The sequence below is a fragment of the Kitasatospora sp. NPDC096140 genome, from assembly GCF_040303045.1.
Classification (GTDB): domain Bacteria; phylum Actinomycetota; class Actinomycetes; order Streptomycetales; family Streptomycetaceae; genus Kitasatospora.
In genome coordinates this window covers 129,222-148,400 of record NZ_JBEOUW010000004.1, presented here as the reverse complement: position 1 = coordinate 148,400, position 19,179 = coordinate 129,222, and the positions used below count along the sequence as shown (strand labels likewise).

Sequence of the window (19,179 nt, the reverse complement as noted above, 5' to 3'; positions counted from 1 at the left end):
GCGGGTGTCGGTGGTGCAGGTGGCGGGCGTGCCGGGCGGGCCGGGCGTGAGGCGTGCCGGGCGGGCCGGGTGCCGGGTACCGGGCGGGTCAGGTGTCACGGCCGGTGGCCTGCCGGGGGATCCTCGGGCGGACACCGAGCAGCAGCGCCACCACCGGGACGGCGGCGTCGGCGCGGGCCCGGTCCAGCTCGCCCACCGGGGCAGGATCCGCCGGTGGTTCGCCGAGCGGGCCGGCCGCGACCCGGCCGCCGATGGTCGTCCGCACGCCCGCCTCCAGCCCGGCGAAGGTACGGCGCAGCAGCGGCAGGACGTCGGTGAAGGCCTCGCCGCTCACCCCGGTCAGCCACTCGTCCAGCAGGGCGAGCAGCCGGGGGTCGTGCAGCAGCAGGGCGCCGCCGCCGGCCAGGAAGCCCTCGACCCAGCCGGCCGCGTCCACCGGGGCGTTGGCGACGGACAGGACCAGCCGCAGGCGGCGGCCGGCCTCCTCGGAGTCGAGCCGGCCGTCGTCCAGCAGCAGCCGGACGGCCCGGCCGCGGAGCAGGCCGGGGGCGCCGGTCGCCGGGCCGCCGGACGGCTCGCGGGCGGCCAGCGAGCGCAGGGCGGCGGCCCAGCGGTCGGCCAGGCCGACCGGACCGTCGGGAGCGCCCGGGGCACCGGAACCGGCAGGGGTGTCCGGGGCGTCGGCGTCGACCGGCTCCGGTGCGGCGGAGCTGCCCCGGGGCCCGGCGGAGGTCAGCAGGCCGATTGCGCCGTGCACCTCGTCGAGGCGGCCGCGCATCGCCGCCGCGTTCTCGGCGTCCAGCCCGACGCATGCGGGCGGCAGGCCGACGCAGACCCGCTCGGCCAGGCCGGCCGCCGCCCCGGCGAGCGCGCCGTGGTCGGTGCCGCGCACGTCGCCGTAGCGCAGCGCCCGGACCAGTGCGGGCAGCGCGCCCGCCAGGTGCACGACGTCGGTGTCCAGGGCCGCGCAGTCGGCGAGCGCCCGCATCACGGCGGGCAGCGCGTCGGACAGCCCGGCCAGCAGGCAGGTCTCCACCAGGCCGGTCAGCTCGGCGAGTTCGACGGCGGCGCGGGCGGTGCCGACCGCCTTGCCGGTCGCCGCGCCCTCGACCGTGGTGCCCCACTGGGCGGCCTCGGCGATCCGGACCGCGAACTCCGGCTGCCAGCACAGCCGCCAGCTCTCCCGGAACGTCCCGGTCGAGTTGACCGGGGAACGGGCCGGCACGCCCCAGTCCACGCCCAGCAGCCGCAGCCGGTGCAGCAGTCGGGAGCGGGCCGCGTCGGTCTCCTTGCGCAGGTCGAGGTCGACGTCCTTCGGCGCGGCCTCGGGCTTGAGCCGCAGCGAGCGCTGCAGCCGGGCCAGGTCGCGCTGCAGCGGCACCGCCGGTGCGGCGTCCGGCACCTCGCCGAGCGCGTCGCCGACCACCAGGCGGTCCCGGACCAGCTCCAGGGCGACGTCCGAGCCCTCGCAGAGCACCGCGCGGACGGCGTCCAGGGTCTCGGTCAGCCCGGCGAGCGGGCGGCCGCGCAGCACGGCCAGGGTCTCGGCGAGCCGGACCGCCTCGATGACGTGGGCGGAGGAGACCGGGTGGTCCTCGGCGCGCAGCAGGTCGGCGGCCCGGGTGAGCCAGCGCGGCACCGGGTCGCCGTCGGTGGTGAACAGGTGGTGGTACCAGCCGGGCGACTGCACGCCCGCGCCGTACCCGGTCGACTGGGAGAGCCTGCGGTGCGTCCACGGCACCCAGGTGATGTCCGTGCGCACCTTCTTCGGCAGCCCGGCGAGCAGTGCCCGGTCGTGCGCGACGGTGGGCATGGCCGCCAGCGCGGGGACGTGGAAGGCCCCGCAGACCACGGCGATCCGCCGGTGCCCGGCGCGGCGGGCGGCGCGGATCCGTCCGCGCATGTACGCCTCGCGCAGCAGGTCCCGGCGGGACTCGAAGAGCCCTTCGGCGCGCAGCGCGCCCATCGCCTCGGCGACGGCGGCGAACGGGGCCAGCGCGTCGGCGCCGGGCGTGCGGTGCTCGACCACGTCCTCCCACCAGCGCTCCGGGTCGTCGTGCCCGGCCGCCTCGGCGAGCAGCGCCACCGGGTCGGCGGGGAGCCCGTCGGCGTCGTCGGTACCGGGCGCGTCCCCGGGATCGGGCCCGTCGCCGCATTCGGCCGCGTCCTCGGGAGCGGCCGCGAAGCCGTACCCGGCGGGCAGGTCGATGAAGTGCACCGGCAGGTCGTGCTCGACGGCGTGCCGGATCGCCACCCACTCCGGGGAGAACTCGGCGTACGGCCAGAAGGCGGCCTTCGCCGGGTCGTCCACCGCGTGCGCGAGCAGCGCGACCGGCGGGACCAGGTCCTTCTCGGCGGCCAGGTGGACGATGCCGTCAGCCTCCGGCGGGCCCTCGATCAGCACCGCGTCCGGCTGCCACTGCGTCAGCGCGGCGGCCACCGCCCGGGCGGAGCCGGGGCCGTGGTGGCGGACGCCGAGCAGGGCGACCTCGGCGGCGCTCATGCCGCCACCCCGCTGCCCTCGGCGGGCGCTCCGCGCAGCCGGCACCGCCCGACGGTCCGCTCTCCCCCGCCCCCGGGCCGGGAGCACTCCCGTCGCCCGTTCATGCCGTCACCTCGCGGGCGGCCCGGTAGAAGTCCTTCCAGCCGTCGCGCTCGCGCACCACCCCTTCGACGTACTCGCGCCAGACCGCCTGGTCCGCCACCGGGTCGCGGACGACGGCGCCGAGGATGCCGGCCGCCACGTCCCCGGCGCGCAGCACGCCGTCGCCGAAGTGGGTGGCCAGGGCCACGCCGTTGGTGACCACCGAGATCGCCTCGGCGGTGGAGAGGGTGCCGCTCGGGGTCTTGACCTTCGTCCGGCCGTCCACCGTGATGCCGGCCCGCAGCTCCCGGAAGACGGTCACCACGCGCCTGATCTCCTCGGCGCCGCCGGGCAGTTCGGGCAGTTCCAGGGAGCGCCCGAGCTGGTGGACCCGGCGGGTGACGATGTCGACCTCCTCCTCCAGCGAGCCCGGCAGCGGCAGCACCACCGTGTTGAAGCGGCGGCGCAGCGCGCTGGAGAGCTCGTTGACCCCGCGGTCGCGGTCGTTCGCGGTGGCGATCACGTTGAAGCCGCGCACCGCCTGCGTCTCGGTCCCCAACTCCGGTACCGGGAGCGTCTTCTCGGACAGGATGGTGATCAGGGCGTCCTGGACGTCGGCCGGGATGCGGGTCAGCTCCTCGACCCGGGCGATCCTGCCGTCGGCCATCGCCCGCATCAGCGGCGAGGGCACCAGGGCGCCCGGGCCGGGGCCGCGGGTCAGCAGCTGGGCGTAGTTCCAGCCGTACCGGACGGCCTCCTCGGGGGTGCCCGCGGTGCCCTGCACCAGCATCGTGGAGTCGCCGCTGATCGCGGCGGCCAGGTGCTCGGACACCCAGGTCTTCGCGGTGCCGGGCACGCCGAGCAGCAGCAGCGCGCGGTCCGTCGCCAGGGTCGTCACGGCGACCTCGACGACGCGGCGCGGGCCGATGTACTTGGGGGTGATCCGGGTACCGTCCGGCAGTTCGCCGCCGAGCAGGTACGTCGCCACGGCCCATGGCGACAGCTTCCAGCGCTCGGGGCGCGGACGGTCGTCCTGCGCGGCCAGGGCGGCCAGTTCGCCGGCGAAGGCGTCCTCGGCGTGCTGCCGCAGAACGTCGGTCATGGGGGCTCCTTCGGGTCGGCCGCCGGGTGCACGGGTGCCACGGCGGCGGGATGATCGGGGGGAGCCAGGTCGGCGTCCCGGCCTGTGGGAACCACCCTGCACCGACCCACTGACAACGCCCGGCGGCCCGCGGGAGGCCCGGGATGAGGCCCGCGGGAGGCCCGGGTGGAGGCCCGCGGACGGGCAGTCAGCCACTGTCAGTGCCGCCGCCTACGGTCGGTCGCATGGAGGAACGCTGGAGCACCGAACACGTCCTGTCCCTGGCGCCTGACGCCGCGTCGCAGAAGGCGGCGGGCAAGCTCTCCTCGCCCGCGTCGTGGTCCGGCGCCGGCACCGACGGCACCGCGCTCTGGGGCGAGTGCAGGGGCAGCGGCCGCACGCCGTACCGCACCGTGATCGAACTCGCCACGCCCGCCTACCAGTGCAGCTGCCCCAGCCGGAAGTTCCCGTGCAAGCACGCGCTCGGGCTCCTCCTGCTGTGGAGCGGCTCCCCCGGGGCCGTCCCGGCCGCCGAGCCCGCCGACTGGGCGGCGGACTGGCTCACGTCCCGCCGGGAGCGCGCCGAGAAGCGTGCGACGGCTCCGGTCGACCCGGAGGCCGCCCGCCGCCGGGCCGAGAAGCGCGGCGCCCGGGTCGCGGCCGGCGCGGCCGAGCTGAGGCTGCGCCTGGCCGACCGGATCCGGCACGGCCTGGCCGACCGGTCCACCGCCGGCCCGTGGGAGGAGGTCGCCGCCCGGATGGTCGACGCGCAGGCCCCCGGCCTGGCCGCCCGGGTCCGCGAGCTCGACACCGTCCCGCAGGAGCGGCTGCTGGAGGAGTACGCGATGCTCCACCTGCTCGCCACCGCCGCCACCCGGGTCGACGAACTGCCCGCCGAGCTGGCCGCGACCGTCCGCGCCCGGGTCGGCTACACCCTGGACGCCGCCGAGGTGCTGGCCGGCCCCACCGTCCGCGACCGCTGGCTGGTGCTCGGCAGCCGCACGGTGCCGATGGAGGGGGGCTCCGACGACCGGCTCACCACCCGCCGGGTCTGGCTGCGCGGCGCCAAGACCGGCCGTCCGGCCCTGCTGCTGGCCTTCGGCCGCCCCGGCCAGGCCCCCGACCTCGCCCTGCCCACCGGCCACCTGCTGGAGGCCGACCTCGCCTACCACCCCGGCGCCCGCCCGCTGCGCGCCGCCCTCGGCACCCGCTACGGCGCGCCCGAGGCCGGCCCGGCCGACCCGCCCGCCGGGCTCACCGTCGCCGAGGCGACGGCCGGCTACGGCACCGCCGTCGCCGACGACCCGTGGCTGGAGGCCTGGCCGACCGTCCTCGGCGACGTCGTCCCGGTCCGCGCCCCGGACGGCTGGTACCTGACGGACGGCCGGCACACCGTGCCCGTCCACGCCCCGACCGTCCCGGAGGCGGCGCTGTGGCGACTGGCCGCGGTCTCCACCGGCCGCCCGCTGACGGTCTTCGGCGAGTACGGCCACCAGGGCTTCGCACCGGTCACCGCCTGGCCCGTCGGGCACCGGCCGGTCGGCCTCACCAACCCCTAGGAGCACCGAGAATGACGATCACCCAGGACCCGTGGGAGACCCTGCACACCAGCGCCCTGCTCGGCACCGACCGCCGCCCGCTCCCGGCCACCGTCCTGCCGCTCGCCGACGCCGTGGACACCGCCGACCAGGCCACCGCCCTGCTGGAGCTGGCCGCCCTCGCCACCGTCCGCCGCCGGGCGGGCGCGCTGCCCGTGCCGGCTGCCGAAGCGCCCGGCCCGCCCGCGCCCGGGGACACCCGCCCGGAGCTGCCCGAACCGGCCGCCCGCCGGCTGGCGGTGCTGCTGGCCGGCCGCACCGGCGGCGGAGGCGGCGGCACCCTGGCCAACCTCACCGAGTTGCTGCCGCAGTGGCTCGCCACCGCCCGCGCCCGGGGCCTGCGGCCGCCCGCCGCGCTGGTGCCCGGCCTGCTCGACGCCGCCCGCGCACGCAGCGAACTGCGCTCCGACGCCGTCGCGTTGGCCGGTCCGCTGGGCCGCTGGCTGGCCGGGCGGAACCCCGACTGGCGGTTCGTGCTGCGCACCACCGCCCAGGAGCCGGCCCGGGAGCAGGACGACCCGGCCGACCACCAGCTGTGGCACGAGGGCCTGTTCGCCGAGCGCGTCACCCACCTCACGCTGCTGCGCCGCCACGACCCGGCGGCCGGCCTGGAACTGCTGCGCAGCACCTGGTCCACCGAGCGCGCCGAGGACCGCCTGCTCTTCCTGGACGCCCTCCAGGACGGCCTGTCCCCCGCCGACGAGCCGTTCCTGGAGGCCGCCCTCGGCGACCGCAGCAAGAACGTCCGCGCCACGGCCGCCGAACTGCTCTCCACCCTGCCCGGCTCCGCCCTGGCGGGCCGGATGGCCGGCCGGGCGCGGGCCGCCGTACGCCTCGCCGGGACGGGCACCCACCTGCTGGTCACCCCGCCCGCCGAGTGCGACGCGCAGATGCAGCGCGACGGCATCACGCCCAAGTCCCCCACCGGGCGCGGTGAACGGGCCTGGTGGTTCGGCGAGGTGGTGGCCGCGGCGCCGCTCGCGCTCTGGCCGGAGAGCACCGGGCTGACGCCCGAGCAGCTGCTCGCCCTGCGGGTCGGCGACAGCATGGACGAGACCGACAGCAGTTGGGCCGACGACCTGCGGGAGGCCTGGGCGCGCGCCGCCGTCCGCCAGCACGACGCCGCCTGGGCCCGGGCGCTGCTCGGCCCGGCGCCGGTCCCGCCCACCCGGGGTGCCGGCCGGGCCCGTTCCCCGCGCGCCACCGGCGCCCCGGCCAAGCTGCTGGCCGTCCTGCCGCCCGAGGAGCGGGCCGCCTGGACGGCCGCCTTCATCGAGGTGCACGGGCTGGGCGAGGCCTTCCAGCTGCTCGGCGCCTGCGCCACCCCGTGGACGCCGCCGCTGTCCACCGCGGTGGTGGACGCCCTGGCCCGGGCTGCCGCCTCCGGCGCGTACCCGTGGAGCCACAGCGGGGTGCTCGGGATGACGGAACGCGCGCTCGCGCCCGAGACGGCCGACGCGGTGGAGGAGTTGGCCGCCGGGGCCGCCCCGGACTCCGCCTGGGCCGAGACCTTCGCCCGGCTGGCGGGCACCCTGCGGTTCCGGGCCGCGATGCTCGCGGAGCTGGCGGGCTGACGCCGGACGGCCCGGCCGGCGGCGGAAGCGGAAACGGGGGGGGGGGGGGGGGGCCCCCGGGGGCCCCCCCCCCCCGGCCCCCACGCCCCCCCCCCCCCGCCCCCGGGGGGCCCCCCCCCCCGGGGCGCCCGCGCGCGCCGCCGGCGCGCCCGCCGGGGGCCGGCCGCCCCCGCGCGGCCGCGGCCCCCGCCCCCGGGGGCAGGCCCGCTCCGCCGTACCGACGACCGGCTCGTCCGGAGCCCGGTTCGCCCGAAGGCCGGTTCGCCCGGAGCTCAGCTCGCCCGAAGGTTGGCCTCGACCCAGGCGACCACGTCCCGGGTGGGCGTGCCCGGCGTGAAGATGTCCGCGACGCCCATCGCCTTGAGCTCGGCGATGTCCTCGTCCGGGATGATCCCCCCGCAGAAGACCTTGATGTCCGCCGCGTCGCGCTCCTTCAGCAGCTCCAGGACCCGCGCGCACAGCGTCATGTGGGCGCCCGAGAGGATCGACAGCCCGATGCCGTCCGCGTCCTCCTGGATCGCGGTGTCGACGACCTGCTCGGGCGTCTGGTGCAGCCCGGTGTAGATGACCTCCATACCGGCGTCGCGCAGGGCGCGCGCAATGACCTTGGCGCCACGGTCGTGACCGTCGAGCCCCGGCTTGGCGACCACCACACGGATCGGCCCCGACACACTCATCACTGCCTCCTGGACCTCGTCGTCCATCACCCCACCGGGCCTCGTGGGCCACGGGTGCGGTTAACGGTCAATAACCAACCTGAGGGGAGGTTAGCGCCACCCGACCCGGTTGACCGAGCCCCCTCCCAAGAGGAGGGCAAAGTCACAGCTCCGGGCCTTGCTACCAGTGGGTATACCCTTCTCACCCCCGACCTCCCCACAGACCCCCCGGGCGCCCCCTTGACAACACGGGGTTTTTCCGGAGCGTCGGCCTTCCGGCTACAGTCACGGCTGTTCGACCTCGACCGACGCCGTGACCGAGGCCCACCGAGGAGGCAGCCCCCGATGGCTCCCGAAGCAGCCGCCCGTCCGACCCGCGCGGAGCTGCGCCTCGCCGCCCGCGAGCAGTCCCGCGCCCAGCGCCGCGGCGCCGCCAAGGCGGCCACCCGGACGGCGCTGCTGCGGGTCGCGCTGCCGTCGGTGGCCGCGCTCGGGGTCGCGGCCGCGGCGGCGATCACGGTGCAGGGGCAGGCCGACCAGCAGCGCGCCCAGGCCGCCGGCCGGATGCCGGCGCAGGCATCGGCGGACGACGCCCCCGGCCACGCGGCCGCCGGGTCGGCGGCCGCCCAGGCCGTCGCGACCGGCGACCGGGCCCAGGCCTCGCGCGGCGACGCCCGCCAGCCACTGGCCGGCGCCCAGCCCACCGGGGCCCCGGACGCGCAGCCCACCCCCGAGCCGGCCCCCGAACCGGTCAAGCCCAAGGTGGTCATGCCGGTCGCGCAGCACGGCCTCGGCGAGCTGTTCGGCGAGGCGGGCACCCACTGGGCCAACCGCCACACCGGCATCGACTTCCCGGTGGACGGCGGCAGCCAGGTCATGGCCGTCGCGGACGGCACCATCCGCACCCAGTGGAACCCGTTCTACGGCTACATGTCGATACTCAAGATGTCCGACGGCACCGAGGCCTGGTACTGCCACCTGCGCGCCTACAAGATCCGCAAGGGGCCGGTGAAGCAGGGCGACGTCATCGCCTTCGTCGGCAGCAGCGGCAACAGCACCGGGCCGCACCTGCACTTCGAGATCCGGCCGGCCGGCAGCGGGCCGATCGACCCGCTGCCGTGGTTCCTGGCCAACGGCCTGGACCCCCGCTAGGACTGCGACGTCCCGACGGCTTCCCGCCGGGACCACAGCTTCTCGGACTACAGCTTCTCGACCGGCGCGTAGCGCAGCAGCAGCTGCTTGCGCCCGTCCGCGCCGAAGTCGACGGTGGCCTGTGCCCGGTCGCCCACGCCCGTCACGGCCACCACCGTGCCCAGCCCGAAGCTGTCGTGGGTGACGCGGTCGCCGACCGCCAGCGAGACGACGTCGCGCTCGACGACCTTGCCGCCGCGCCGCGCGGACTGCCCCCAGCCCGCCTTCGGTGCGGCCGAGGCCGAGAACGAGGAGGACGAGGACCCCGAGGAGGAACGCGAACTCCCGCCCCCGGAGGAGGACTTGCCCCAGGACGAGCCCGAGGAGTAGCCGCGCTGGGCCGGCGCGTGCACTCCCCCGGTGCGCTTCCACTCCACCAGCGTCTCCGGGATCTCCTCCAGGAACCGCGAAGCCGGGTTGTACGCCGGCTGCCCCCAGGCGCTGCGCAGCACCGAGCGGGTCAGGTACAGCCGCTCGCGCGCCCTGGTCAGCCCGACGTACGCGAGCCGGCGCTCCTCCTCCAGCTCCTTGACCTGGTTCAGCGCCCGCATGTGCGGGAAGATGCCGTCCTCCATGCCGGTCAGGAAGACCACCGGGAACTCCAGGCCCTTGGCGGTGTGCAGGGTCATCATCGTGATGACGCCCTGCCCCTCCTCGTCCTCGTCCGGGATCTGGTCGGAGTCGGCGACCAGCGCGACCCGCTCCAGGAAGTCGGCCAGCGAGCCGACCGGCGGCGCGCCGTCCTCCCCGGCGTCCGGCCGCTCGCCCGGGTCCTGCTCGTACTCCAGGGCGACGGACGCCAGCTCCTGCAGGTTCTCGACCCGGGTCTCATCCTGCGGGTCGGTGGAGGACTGCAGCTCGGCCAGGTAGCCGGTCTCCTCCAGGACGGCCTCCAGCACCGCCGCCGGGCCCGCGCCCGACTCGACCACCTGGCGCAGCCCGGCCATCAGGACGTTGAACTTCTTGACGGCGTTGGCGGAGCGCGCGGCCATCCCGTACGCCTCGTCCACCCGCACCAGCGCCTGGGCGAAGGAGATCCGCTCCCGCGCGGCCAGCGCGTCGATCATCGCCTCGGCCCGCTCGCCGATGCCGCGCTTGGGCACGTTGAGGATCCGGCGCAGCGGCACGGTGTCCTCCGGGTTGGAGAGCACCCGCAGGTACGCCAGGACGTCCCGGACCTCCTTGCGCTCGTAGAAGCGCACCCCGCCGACCACCTTGTACGGCAGGCCGACCCGGATGAACACCTCCTCGAAGACGCGGGACTGGGCGTTGGTCCGGTAGAAGATCGCGACGTCGCCGGGCTTGGCCTCGCCCTTGTCGGTGAGCCGGTCGATCTCGTCGGCGATGAACTGGGCCTCGCCGTGCTCGTCGTCCGCGACGTAGCCGACGACCTTCTCCCCGTGGTCGCCGGCCGTCCAGAGCTTCTTCTCGCGACGGTTCGCGTTGCGCTCGATGACGGCGTTGGCGGCGCTCAGGATGGTCTGCGTGGAGCGGTAGTTCTGCTCCAGCAGGATCGTGGTCGCGTTCGGGTAGTCCTCCTCGAACTGGAGGATGTTGCGGATGGTCGCGCCGCGGAAGGCGTAGATCGACTGGTCCGCGTCACCGACGACGCACAGCTCGGCCGGCGGCACCTCGGCGAGGTGCGCGGCGGCCGGGTTCACGAAGTCCCCGTCCGCGGTGCGCTTCGGCGCGGCCGCGACGGACCCGCCGCTCAGCTCCCGGACCAGCATGTACTGGGCGTGGTTGGTGTCCTGGTACTCGTCGACCAGGATGTGCCGGAACCGGCGCCGGTAGTGCTCGGCGACGTCGGGGAAGGCCTGCAGCAGGTTCACCGTCGTCATGATGATGTCGTCGAAGTCCAGCGCGTTGGCCTCGCGCAGCCGCCGCTGGTACAGCGCGTACGCCTCGGCGAGCTTCTTCTCCGTCGGGTTGGCGGCCTGGTCGGCGAAGGTCTCCTCGTCGATCAGCTCGTTCTTGAGGTTGCTGATCTTCGCCGTGAAGGACTTCGGCGGGTACTGCTTCGGGTCCAGGTCGAGGTCGCGGCAGACCAGCGACATCAGCCGCTGCGAGTCGGCCGAGTCGTAGATCGAGAAGCTGGAGGTGAACCCCAGCTGCTTGGACTCGCGGCGCAGGATCCGCACGCAGGCGCTGTGGAAGGTGGACACCCACATCGCCCGGGCGCGCGGGCCGACCAGCGCCTCGACGCGCTCGCGCATCTCCCCGGCGGCCTTGTTGGTGAAGGTGATCGCCAGGATCTCCCCGGGCTGCACCCCGCGGGCGCCCAGCAGGTGGGCGATCCGGTGGGTCAGCACCCGGGTCTTGCCCGAGCCGGCGCCGGCCACGATCAGCAGCGGCGACCCCGCGTGCAGCACCGCCTCGCGCTGCGGGTCGTTCATCCCCTCCAGCAGCTGCGCCGGGTCGATCATCGTGCGGGCGGCGCCGTTGCGGTACCAGGCGTCCCGCTCCGCCTGCGCGGCGTGGTCGGTCTGGAACAGCCCGTCCGGGATCGCCTCCTCGTACGCGTCGTACGGGACCTCGTCCTCGTACGGCGGCGGTTCCTCGTCGACGTGGTCGACGGGGGCGGCGGGCTGCTTCGACCCGGCGGCGGGTGCCTCGAAACCGGGGAGCGGGAGGTCGTCAAAGAGGCTACTCATGGCACTCCGAGTCTATGGCCACCCACCGACAAGCCCGCCCGGCCGGAGCAGCTCCATCGCTGCGGACCGGCCGGGCGGGCTCGACTGCGGGCGCGGCTCAGACCAGGCGGCGGGCGGTGGCCCAGCGGGTCAGCTCGTGGCGGTTGCTCAGCTGGAGCTTGCGCAGGACGGCGGAGACGTGGCTCTCGACGGTCTTCACCGAGATGAAGAGCTGCTTGGCGATCTCCTTGTAGGCGTAGCCGCGGGCGATCAGGCGCAGCACCTCGCGCTCGCGCTGGGTGAGGCGGTCCAGGTCCTCGTCGACCGGCGGGGTGTCGGTGGCGGCGAAGGCGTCCAGGACGAAGCCGGCCAGCCGGGGCGAGAACACCGCGTCGCCGTCGGCGATCCGGAAGATCGCGTTCACCAGGTCGGTGCCGGTGATGGTCTTGGTGACGTAGCCGCGCGCGCCGCCGCGGATGACGCCGATCACGTCCTCGGCGGCGTCCGACACCGACAGCGCCAGGAACTTCACCCCTCCCTGCTCGCCCATCACGCCGACCGAGCGGCGCAGCACCTCGACACCGCCGCCGCCGGGCAGGTGGACGTCGAGCAGGACCACGTCGGGCCGGGTCTCGGCGACCACGCGGACCGCGGAGTCCACGTCGTCGGCCTCGCCGACCACGTCGATGCCGGTCACGTCGGTGCGGCCGATCTCGGCCCGGACACCCGTCCGGAACATCCGGTGGTCGTCCACCAGCACGACCCGCGCGGTACGCCCGGCCCCCTCCGCCGGGACCCCCGTCGGCGCTGCCTCAGTCATTCGCTCTCTCCATCTCCAGCTCGACCTCGGTACCGCCGCCCGCTGCCGGCCGCACCCGAGCGGTGCCGCCGTTGCGCTTCATCCGGCCGATGATCGACTCCCGTACGCCCATCCGGTCCTCGGGCACCGTGTCGGGGTCGAAGCCGGGGCCGTGGTCGCGGACGAACACCGACACCGTCCTCCCCTCCACCTCGGCGTAGACCTGGACCGGTCCCCCGCCACCGTACTTGGCCGCGTTGACGGTCGCCTCCCTCGCGGCCTGCATCTGTGCCGCGATCCTCTCGTCCATCGGGCAGTCGCCGACGATCACCAGCTCGACCGGGACGCCGTGCCGGTCCTCGACCTCGGCGACGGCGGCGCGCAGGGTCTCCGCCATGGTGTCCGGCGCGGCCTCGGCGGCGGCCTCCGGGCGGTACAGCCACAGCCGCAGCTCGCGCTCCTGCGAGCGGGCCAGCCGCAGCACCTCCTTGGGGTCCTCGGCCCGGCGCTGGATCAGGGTCAGGGTGTGCAGCACGGAGTCGTGGATGTGCGCGGCGATCTCGGCCCGCTCCTGGGCGCGGATGCGGGCGGTGCGCTCGGCGCCGAGGTCCTGCCACAGCCGCAGGCCGTACGGGCCGAGCAGCACCAGCACCCCGGCGAGCACCGCGAGCGAGGCCTCGATCACCGAGCTGAGCGTGGAGCCGCTGCCCTGCATGGCGAGCAGCGCGATGGTGCCCGCCACCGCGAGCAGCACGCCCGCGCCGACCCGGGTGTAGGCGCCGCGCCGCCGCTCGCCCTCGATGCCGAACCAGCGCTGCCAGCGCGAGTCGTCGGCCTGCCGCCAGACCAGCGCGACGCCGACGCCGATCGCCAGCAGCGGCCAGGTGTACGGCTTGGCGGTCTGCACGCCGAGCACGTTGAGCAGGGCGATCAGGCCGATCACGACCATGACCAGGGCGGCGAGCTGGCCGAGCCCGCCCTGCCCGTTCTTGCCGGCCGGCGCCGCGTCCTCGCCCTCCGCGGGCGCCGTCACCGGCTCGCCCTGGAGGGTGTGCTGGAGCAGCTGGCGCAGCCGCCCGAGCCGGCCGCCGGCGGGGCCCTTGCTCAGCAGGCCGCCCTGCAGCCCGGGCGCGGCCGGGACGAACACCCCGTTGAGGTACACCCACTGGGCGCCGCCGCGCTGCGAGGGCTCGCCGATGCCGATCGGCACCACGAACCAGAACGCGGCGTACAGCAGCGCGCCGATCCCCTGCGCGAAGAACAGGAGGACGAAGGCGAGCCGCACCCAGCGCACCGGCAGCCCGAGGTGCACGGCCAGGCCGTGCGCGACGCCGCCGAGCATGCGGCCCTGCGGGCTGCGGTAGAGCCGGCGGTAGGGCGGTTTCCCGCCGTCGGGCGCGTTGGGGTCGGCGCCCGACGACGGCGCGGCGTCGGGGGCGATGGTTCGGGGATCGGTACCGGGGGCTGCCACGCCACCGATGGTTCCACGCACGCCCGTACGGGCGCATCAGGGTGTGTCCCTGGCCCTTATCAGGGACAAGTCAGGGTACGTGCAGGGGTGCTCCCGGTTGGGCCGGACCGGCACCTGCCGGAAGGATGGTGCCCATGACCGAGGACCCCCGCATCGAGGAGGCCGGGCCCGCCGCCCCGCCGGAACCGGAACGCCCGCCACTGACCAGGGCCGAACACCACCGCGTGGTGGCCGGCGTCTGCGGCGGCCTCGGCCGGCACCTGGACATCGACCCGGTGGTCTTCCGCGTGGTCACCGTGGTGCTCTGCCTCTCCGGCGGCCTCGGGCTGTTCCTGTACGGCCTGGCGTGGCTGATCGTCCCGACGGACGACGACCCCAAGGGCCGCGGCGGGCGCACCGAGCTCCAGCGGGTGCTCACCGGCCGGGTGGACGGCCAGTCGGTCGGCGCGGTGCTGCTGACCGTGATCGGCACCGGGGTGTTCTTCTCCTCGATGGGCGACGGCGACCAGCTGTTCCCGCTGCTGCTGCTCGCCGGCCTGGTCTTCCTCGCGGTGCGCTACGACCCGGACCGCCGTCGCGGCCGGGGGCGCGGCCACCGGCCGGGCGGCCCGTACGACCGCCACTTCCCCGAGGCCGAGGCCGGGGCGGCCGGGGCCGGGGCCGAGGGCTACGTCTGGCCGCGGCCGGCGTCCGACGAGGCGGCGCGCGCCCACCACGCCGCCGACCGGGCCGCCGGAACGGTCCCCACCGACGCCCCGCCCCCGGGCCCGAGCGGCTACCTGTGGGACCCCCGCCACCCCGAGCGCAACCCGTACGGCGCCGCCTCCGCGAACCCGACCCCGCCGTTCGGCACCCCGGTGCCGCCGGCCGGCGGCCCGGCCCAGCCCTGGTGGCAGCGCGCCGACCTGCCCGAGGGCGACCCGCTGCGCAAGGCCGGCCCCAAGCGCCGCGCCGAGGCCGCCGCCGTGCGGCACCCCCGGGAGGGTTCGGCGCTCGGCTTCTTCGGCTTCCTGCTGGCGATCGGCGCGGCCACCGCGGTCTGGGCGTCCTCCCGGAACCACCACGACCCCACCGCGCTGAGCACGACCGCGCTGGCCGCCGCGCTGCTGGTGGTCGGCCTGACCCTGCTGGTCGGCGCCAAGTTCGGCCGGGCCCGCAAGCTGGCCGCGACCGGCCTGCTGCTGACCCTGGCGCTGGCCTTCGTCGGCCACTCGCCGGACTCGATGAAGAACGCCGTCGGCCCGCGCGAGTGGACGGTCACCGCGACGTCCGACCTGCACGACCGCTACAACCTCGGGGCCGGATCCCTCCGGCTGGACCTCTCCGGACTCGACCCGGCCGGGGCCACCCTCGCCACCAAGGTCGACCTCGGCGCCGGCGACATGACCGTCAGCGTGCCGGCCGACGTGACCGTGAACGTGGTCGCCCGGGTGGGCCTCGGCGACATCGACGTCCCGGGCGACCGCAGCGACAGCACCGGACGGCACACCTATCTGATCGGCCCGGTCAACGGCCAGGCCTCCAAGGGCACGCTCAACCTCGAACTCGGAATCGGGCTCGGCGACATCAAGGTGGTCCAGCAGTGAGGAAGCACCGGCTCGACCTGTTCTCGCTGATCGCGGGTGGGCTGTTCACCGTGCTCGCCGTGCTCTACCTGGTCGCCGCGCTCAACGACCAGTCGGTGAACGGGCGGATCGTCATCCCCGTCACGTTCATCGTGCTCGGCGTCGGCGGTCTGGCCGGCGCGGTCGCCGCGGTGGCCCGGCGCGGCCGCCCCGACCGCGAGGAGTGACCCGCCCGGGCCCGGCCCCGGGCCTCAGCTCTGCTGCGGGCCCAGGGTCAGCTTGTCGCCGTCCTTGGTGACGGTGTACTTCGGCAGCGGCTTGACCGCCGGCCCGTTCACCACCGCACCCGTGGCGGCGTCGAACCGGGAGCCGTGGCAGGGGCAGTAGAGCCGGCCGTCCTTCGGGGCGTCCACGGCGCAGCCGGAGTGGGTGCACACCGAGGACAGGCCGCAGTACTGGCCCGCCTTGGGCTGCACGATGTAGACGGCGTCCCCGGTGGCCGGGTCCTTGACCTGGGCCGAGCCGCCGACCGGCACGCTCGCGACGGGCACCGTGGGCGCGGACGCCGGGGCGGCGGAGACCGGGGCCGCCGACTGCTTGGGCGCGGCCTTGTCCCGGCCGAAGGTGCGGGTCAGCGAGCCGGAGAGCAGCCCGGCGCCGCCGATCGCGACGGCCGCGATCCCGCCGTCCACCAGCGCCCGGCGCTTGACGTGGTCCTCGCCCAGCCCCCGCGCGCGGTCCCGGTCGGCCCGGCGGGCGAGGTAGCCGTCCAGCGACAGGTACGGGGTGCCGGCCAGCACCAGCGGGGTCCAGGCCATCAGGTAGGCGAGGTCGTTGCCGAGGTAGTACGGCGCGACGCTCCAGCTGACGGTCAGCCAGAGGCTGAGGTTGAGGAGCGCGCCGCCGAGCGCCGCGACCCGGCCCCAGAGACCGAGCAGGGTGCCGAGCCCGACCGCCAGCTCGCCGAAGGCGACGGCGAGCGCGAACAGCGTCGAGTGGTGGAGTGCCGGGCCGAGCAGGAAGGAGATCGGGCTGCCGCCCGCCTTGGCCGCCTGGGTCTGCGAGACGAAGGAGGCCGGGTCGCCCGCCCCGGCCAGGAAGTGCCCGTCGGAGAGCTTGTCGAGGGCGGCGTAGACGAAGGTGACGCCGAGGAAGAGCCGCAGCGGGAGCAGCGCGTACTTCGACGCGAGCGCGCGCAGCTGCGCCGCCCGGTCGGTCCGACCGGCCGCTGCCCCGCCGGCCGGCATCGGCTTGCTGGCCTCCGACATCCCGCACACCTTCCCTCTCGGCCTGCCACTCCCTGACAGGTCCGGTCCGCATTCTGCCCGCTCCTGCCCGCTTTCGGTGGGAGGTCCCACCACGGGGAGCGGTCCCGCACCGCGAACGGCCGCGCCGCCGCTCCCTTCAGTACGGGAACGACGGCGCGGCCGTTCAGGCTCCGGCCGGAGTCCGTCGGCGACGGTCCTCAGCGGCCGGCGGGAGTGGTCACTCCCACTCGATGGTGCCCGGCGGCTTGCTGGTGACGTCGACGACGACGCGGTTCACGTCGCGGACCTCGTTGGTGATCCGGGTGGAGATCCGGGCCAGCACGTCGTACGGCAGGCGCGACCAGTCCGCGGTCATGGCGTCCTCGGAGGAGACCGGACGCAGCACGATCGGGTGGCCGTAGGTGCGGCCGTCGCCCTGCACGCCCACGCTGCGCACGTCGGCGAGCAGCACGACCGGGCACTGCCAGATCTCGCGGTCCAGACCGGCCGCGGTCAGCTCCTCGCGGGCGATCGCGTCGGCGTCGCGGAGCAGGTCCAGGCGCTCCTCGGTGACCTCACCGACGATCCGGATGCCCAGGCCGGGGCCCGGGAACGGCTGGCGCTGGACGATCTCCTCCGGCAGGCCCAGCTCCTGGCCGACCATCCGGACCTCGTCCTTGAACAGCTTGCGCAGCGGCTCGACCAGCTGGAACTGCAGGTCCTCGGGCAGGCCGCCAACGTTGTGGTGCGACTTGATGTTGGCGGTGCCGGTACCGCCACCGGACTCCACCACGTCCGGGTACAGGGTGCCCTGGACCAGGAAGTCGACCGACTCACCGTGCTCGCCGGCCTCGGCGATGATCTCGGCCTGGGCCTGCTCGAAGACCCGGATGAACTCACGGCCGATGATCTTGCGCTTCTCCTCGGGGTCGGTGACCCCCTTCAGCGCGTCCAGGAAGCGCTCGGCGGCGTCGACGACCTTCAGCTGCACGCCGGTGGCGGCCACGAAGTCCTTCTCGACCTGCTCGGTCTCGCCCTTGCGCATCAGGCCGTGGTCGACGTAGACGCAGGTCAGCCGGTCGCCGATGGCCTTGTTGACCAGGGCGGCCGCGACCGCGGAGTCCACGCCGCCGGACAGGCCGCAGATCGCGCGCTTGTTGCCGACCTGCTCGCGGATCAGGGCGATCTGCTCCTCGACCACGCTGCCGGTGGTCCAGGTCGGAGCGATGCCCGCGCCGCGGTAGAGGAAGTGCTCCAGGATCTGCTGGCCGTGGTCGGAGTGCAGCACCTCGGGGTGGTACTGGACGCCGTACAGGCGGGCCTCGTCGTTCTCGAACGCGGCGACCGGGACCAGGTCGGTGGAGGCGGTGACGGTGAAGCCCTCCGGCGCGGCGGAGCAGGCGTCGCCGTGCGACATCCACACCGAGTGCTGCGCCGGGACGCCCTCGAACAGGGTGGAGCCGGTGCGGGAGACGGCCAGCGGGGTGCGACCGTACTCGCGGGCACCGTTGTTGTCGACGGTGCCGCCCAGGACCTTGGCCATCAGCTGGAAGCCGTAGCACATGCCGAAGACCGGGACACCGGCCTCGAAGATCGCGCGGTCGAGCTGCGGCGCGCCCTCTTCGTAGACCGACGACGGGCCGCCGGAGAGGATGATCGCCTTGGGGTTCTTGGCGAGCATCTCGGCGACGGGCATGCTGCTCGGCACGATCTCGCTGTAGACCCGCGCCTCACGCACCCGACGGGCGATGAGCTGGGCGTACTGGGCGCCGAAGTCGACCACCAGGACGGTGTCGTTGTCCGGCGCGGACTGGACGGGAATTGCAGAGGACACAGACGGCCTTCCGGCAGCGGTATCGGGGTGTCACGCGGAGCCGCCTCCCCCTGCGGGGCTGCGGTGGCGACGGGCGTGGGGTGTCTGGACACCGATTCTACCGGGCTGTCCGGTTTCACTCGTCTGCCCGTCCAAAGAACCGTGACCGGACGGGGCCCCGGTTCGTTGCTTCAGACGACCGCACGGCCGCGCCGCGTCCGCCAGACGCGCCGACCGACCCCCGCGGGGGCACCGCCGTACGGCTGCAGGACCACGCGTGGAGCTCCACCCCAGTCCACCGGCGCATGTGGCGCCGCCGCCCGGCCCGCCGGGTGCGCGGCTCCGTGGGACCGTGCGCGGGTGCCGCGGCCGGCCAGCAGGGGACAGCGAACCCGGCCGCGACTGGGCCGAGAGGTGGGACGGCCGGAGTCCGGGGACGCCCGGGACCGGCCGTCGCACCCCCGGCCCGATCCGGGGCGCAACCGGCGCACTCCCCCTGTCCGTCCCACGCCGCTACGCGCGTCCGCGTGCGCCGCAACCACCCGAACCACTACGCACCGTGATCATCGACGGCCGTCCCGCCGGTAAATGAGCCGGGTCGAACTGTGCCGAATCGGTTGCAGAGCAAGCCCTTCGTCCAGCACGATGCTCGTTGTAGGCGGTTCTCCCGGCGACCTGACGGCTCACCGAGGGGCTCGCCGACGACCTTCCGCAGCCGCCGCGCAGCGAGGCGACGGCGGTTTGCACTTCACGCTCCGTGAGCAAGGGGCCTGCGTGAACCGACACGCCACCCGCCGCTCCACGAGCGTGCGCGCCCTTCACCGCCGGTGACCCACGCCGGAGCCGCGGGGCGCGATCCGAAGCCGACCGACACGACGGCGCTCCTCCCCCGGCGCCGTCACCCCAGCACCGGCGCGGCCCTGACGCCGAGTGCTGAACGACAAAGGGCCCCGTTCCCCCGCGGGGC

The 19,179-nt window shown here is 75.3% G+C and carries 13 protein-coding genes; 5 read left to right on the top strand and 8 right to left on the bottom strand.

The annotated features are described in order from the left end of the window. Positions 1–88: 88 nt before the first annotated feature. Together ABT048_RS05425 and ABT048_RS05420 are read right to left on the bottom strand one after the other, a co-directional pair. The gene (locus tag ABT048_RS05425; protein WP_350519962.1) at positions 89–2,503 is read right to left on the bottom strand and encodes a DUF5682 family protein; all 2,415 of its coding nucleotides are present in this window, start codon (positions 2,501–2,503) and stop codon (positions 89–91) included. Positions 2,504–2,603: 100 nt separating this feature from the next. Beyond that, the gene (locus tag ABT048_RS05420; RefSeq protein ID WP_350519961.1) at positions 2,604–3,686 is read right to left on the bottom strand and encodes an ATP-binding protein; all 1,083 of its coding nucleotides are present in this window, start codon (positions 3,684–3,686) and stop codon (positions 2,604–2,606) included. A gap of 224 nt (positions 3,687–3,910) precedes the next feature. Here ABT048_RS05420 and ABT048_RS05415 point away from each other — a divergent pair, with 224 nt between their 5' ends. Together ABT048_RS05415 and ABT048_RS05410 are read left to right on the top strand one after the other, a co-directional pair. Then, a complete protein-coding gene (locus tag ABT048_RS05415; RefSeq protein WP_350519960.1) occupies positions 3,911–5,224 on the top strand; it encodes an SWIM zinc finger family protein in 1,314 nt (437 codons plus the stop codon). A gap of 11 nt (positions 5,225–5,235) precedes the next feature. After that, positions 5,236–6,837 (top strand): DUF5691 domain-containing protein, encoded by a 1,602-nt coding sequence (locus ABT048_RS05410; protein ID WP_350519959.1) that lies wholly within the window; start codon positions 5,236–5,238, stop codon positions 6,835–6,837. A gap of 272 nt (positions 6,838–7,109) precedes the next feature. Here ABT048_RS05410 and icmB read toward each other — a convergent pair whose 3' ends face one another. Beyond that, positions 7,110–7,514: a coenzyme B12-dependent isobutyryl CoA mutase small subunit gene (gene icmB / locus ABT048_RS05405; protein WP_189916109.1), complete on the bottom strand. Its 405-nt coding sequence runs from the start codon at positions 7,512–7,514 to the stop codon at positions 7,110–7,112. 324 nt (positions 7,515–7,838) lie between these two features. Here icmB and ABT048_RS05400 point away from each other — a divergent pair, with 324 nt between their 5' ends. Next, positions 7,839–8,645 carry a M23 family metallopeptidase gene (locus ABT048_RS05400; protein ID WP_350519958.1) on the top strand — a complete coding sequence of 269 codons (807 nt, stop codon included), beginning with the start codon at positions 7,839–7,841 and terminating at the stop codon, positions 8,643–8,645. A 47-nt stretch (positions 8,646–8,692) separates the two neighbouring features. Here ABT048_RS05400 and pcrA read toward each other — a convergent pair whose 3' ends face one another. The 3 genes from pcrA to ABT048_RS05385 form a co-directional block, all read right to left on the bottom strand. Beyond that, on the bottom strand, positions 8,693–11,338 hold the full coding sequence (gene pcrA, locus ABT048_RS05395; RefSeq protein WP_350519957.1) for a DNA helicase PcrA: 2,646 nt from the start codon (positions 11,336–11,338) through the stop codon (positions 8,693–8,695). Between the two features lie 97 nt (positions 11,339–11,435). Next, positions 11,436–12,137: a LuxR C-terminal-related transcriptional regulator gene (locus ABT048_RS05390; protein ID WP_350519956.1), complete on the bottom strand. Its 702-nt coding sequence runs from the start codon at positions 12,135–12,137 to the stop codon at positions 11,436–11,438. Continuing rightward, positions 12,130–13,587 carry an ATP-binding protein gene (locus ABT048_RS05385; RefSeq protein ID WP_396549237.1) on the bottom strand — a complete coding sequence of 486 codons (1,458 nt, stop codon included), beginning with the start codon at positions 13,585–13,587 and terminating at the stop codon, positions 12,130–12,132. The genes ABT048_RS05390 and ABT048_RS05385 overlap by 8 nt, the downstream gene beginning before the upstream one ends. 134 nt (positions 13,588–13,721) lie before the next feature. Between ABT048_RS05385 and ABT048_RS05380 the strand changes: the two genes are divergently transcribed. Together ABT048_RS05380 and ABT048_RS05375 are read left to right on the top strand one after the other, a co-directional pair. Further along, on the top strand, positions 13,722–15,173 hold the full coding sequence (locus tag ABT048_RS05380) for a PspC domain-containing protein (protein ID WP_350519955.1): 1,452 nt from the start codon (positions 13,722–13,724) through the stop codon (positions 15,171–15,173). Then, complete coding sequence (locus ABT048_RS05375; protein ID WP_350519954.1) at positions 15,170–15,379, top strand: hypothetical protein; 210 nt, start codon at positions 15,170–15,172, stop codon at positions 15,377–15,379. The genes ABT048_RS05380 and ABT048_RS05375 overlap by 4 nt, the downstream gene beginning before the upstream one ends. 24 nt (positions 15,380–15,403) lie before the next feature. Here the strand turns inward: ABT048_RS05375 and ABT048_RS05370 are convergent, their stop codons facing one another. Further along, a complete protein-coding gene (locus tag ABT048_RS05370) occupies positions 15,404–16,420 on the bottom strand; it encodes a QcrA and Rieske domain-containing protein (RefSeq protein WP_350519953.1) in 1,017 nt (338 codons plus the stop codon). Between the two features lie 217 nt (positions 16,421–16,637). Beyond that, positions 16,638–18,233: a glutamine-hydrolyzing GMP synthase gene (gene guaA / locus ABT048_RS05365; protein ID WP_350519952.1), complete on the bottom strand. Its 1,596-nt coding sequence runs from the start codon at positions 18,231–18,233 to the stop codon at positions 16,638–16,640. Positions 18,234–19,179: the final 946 nt, after the last annotated feature.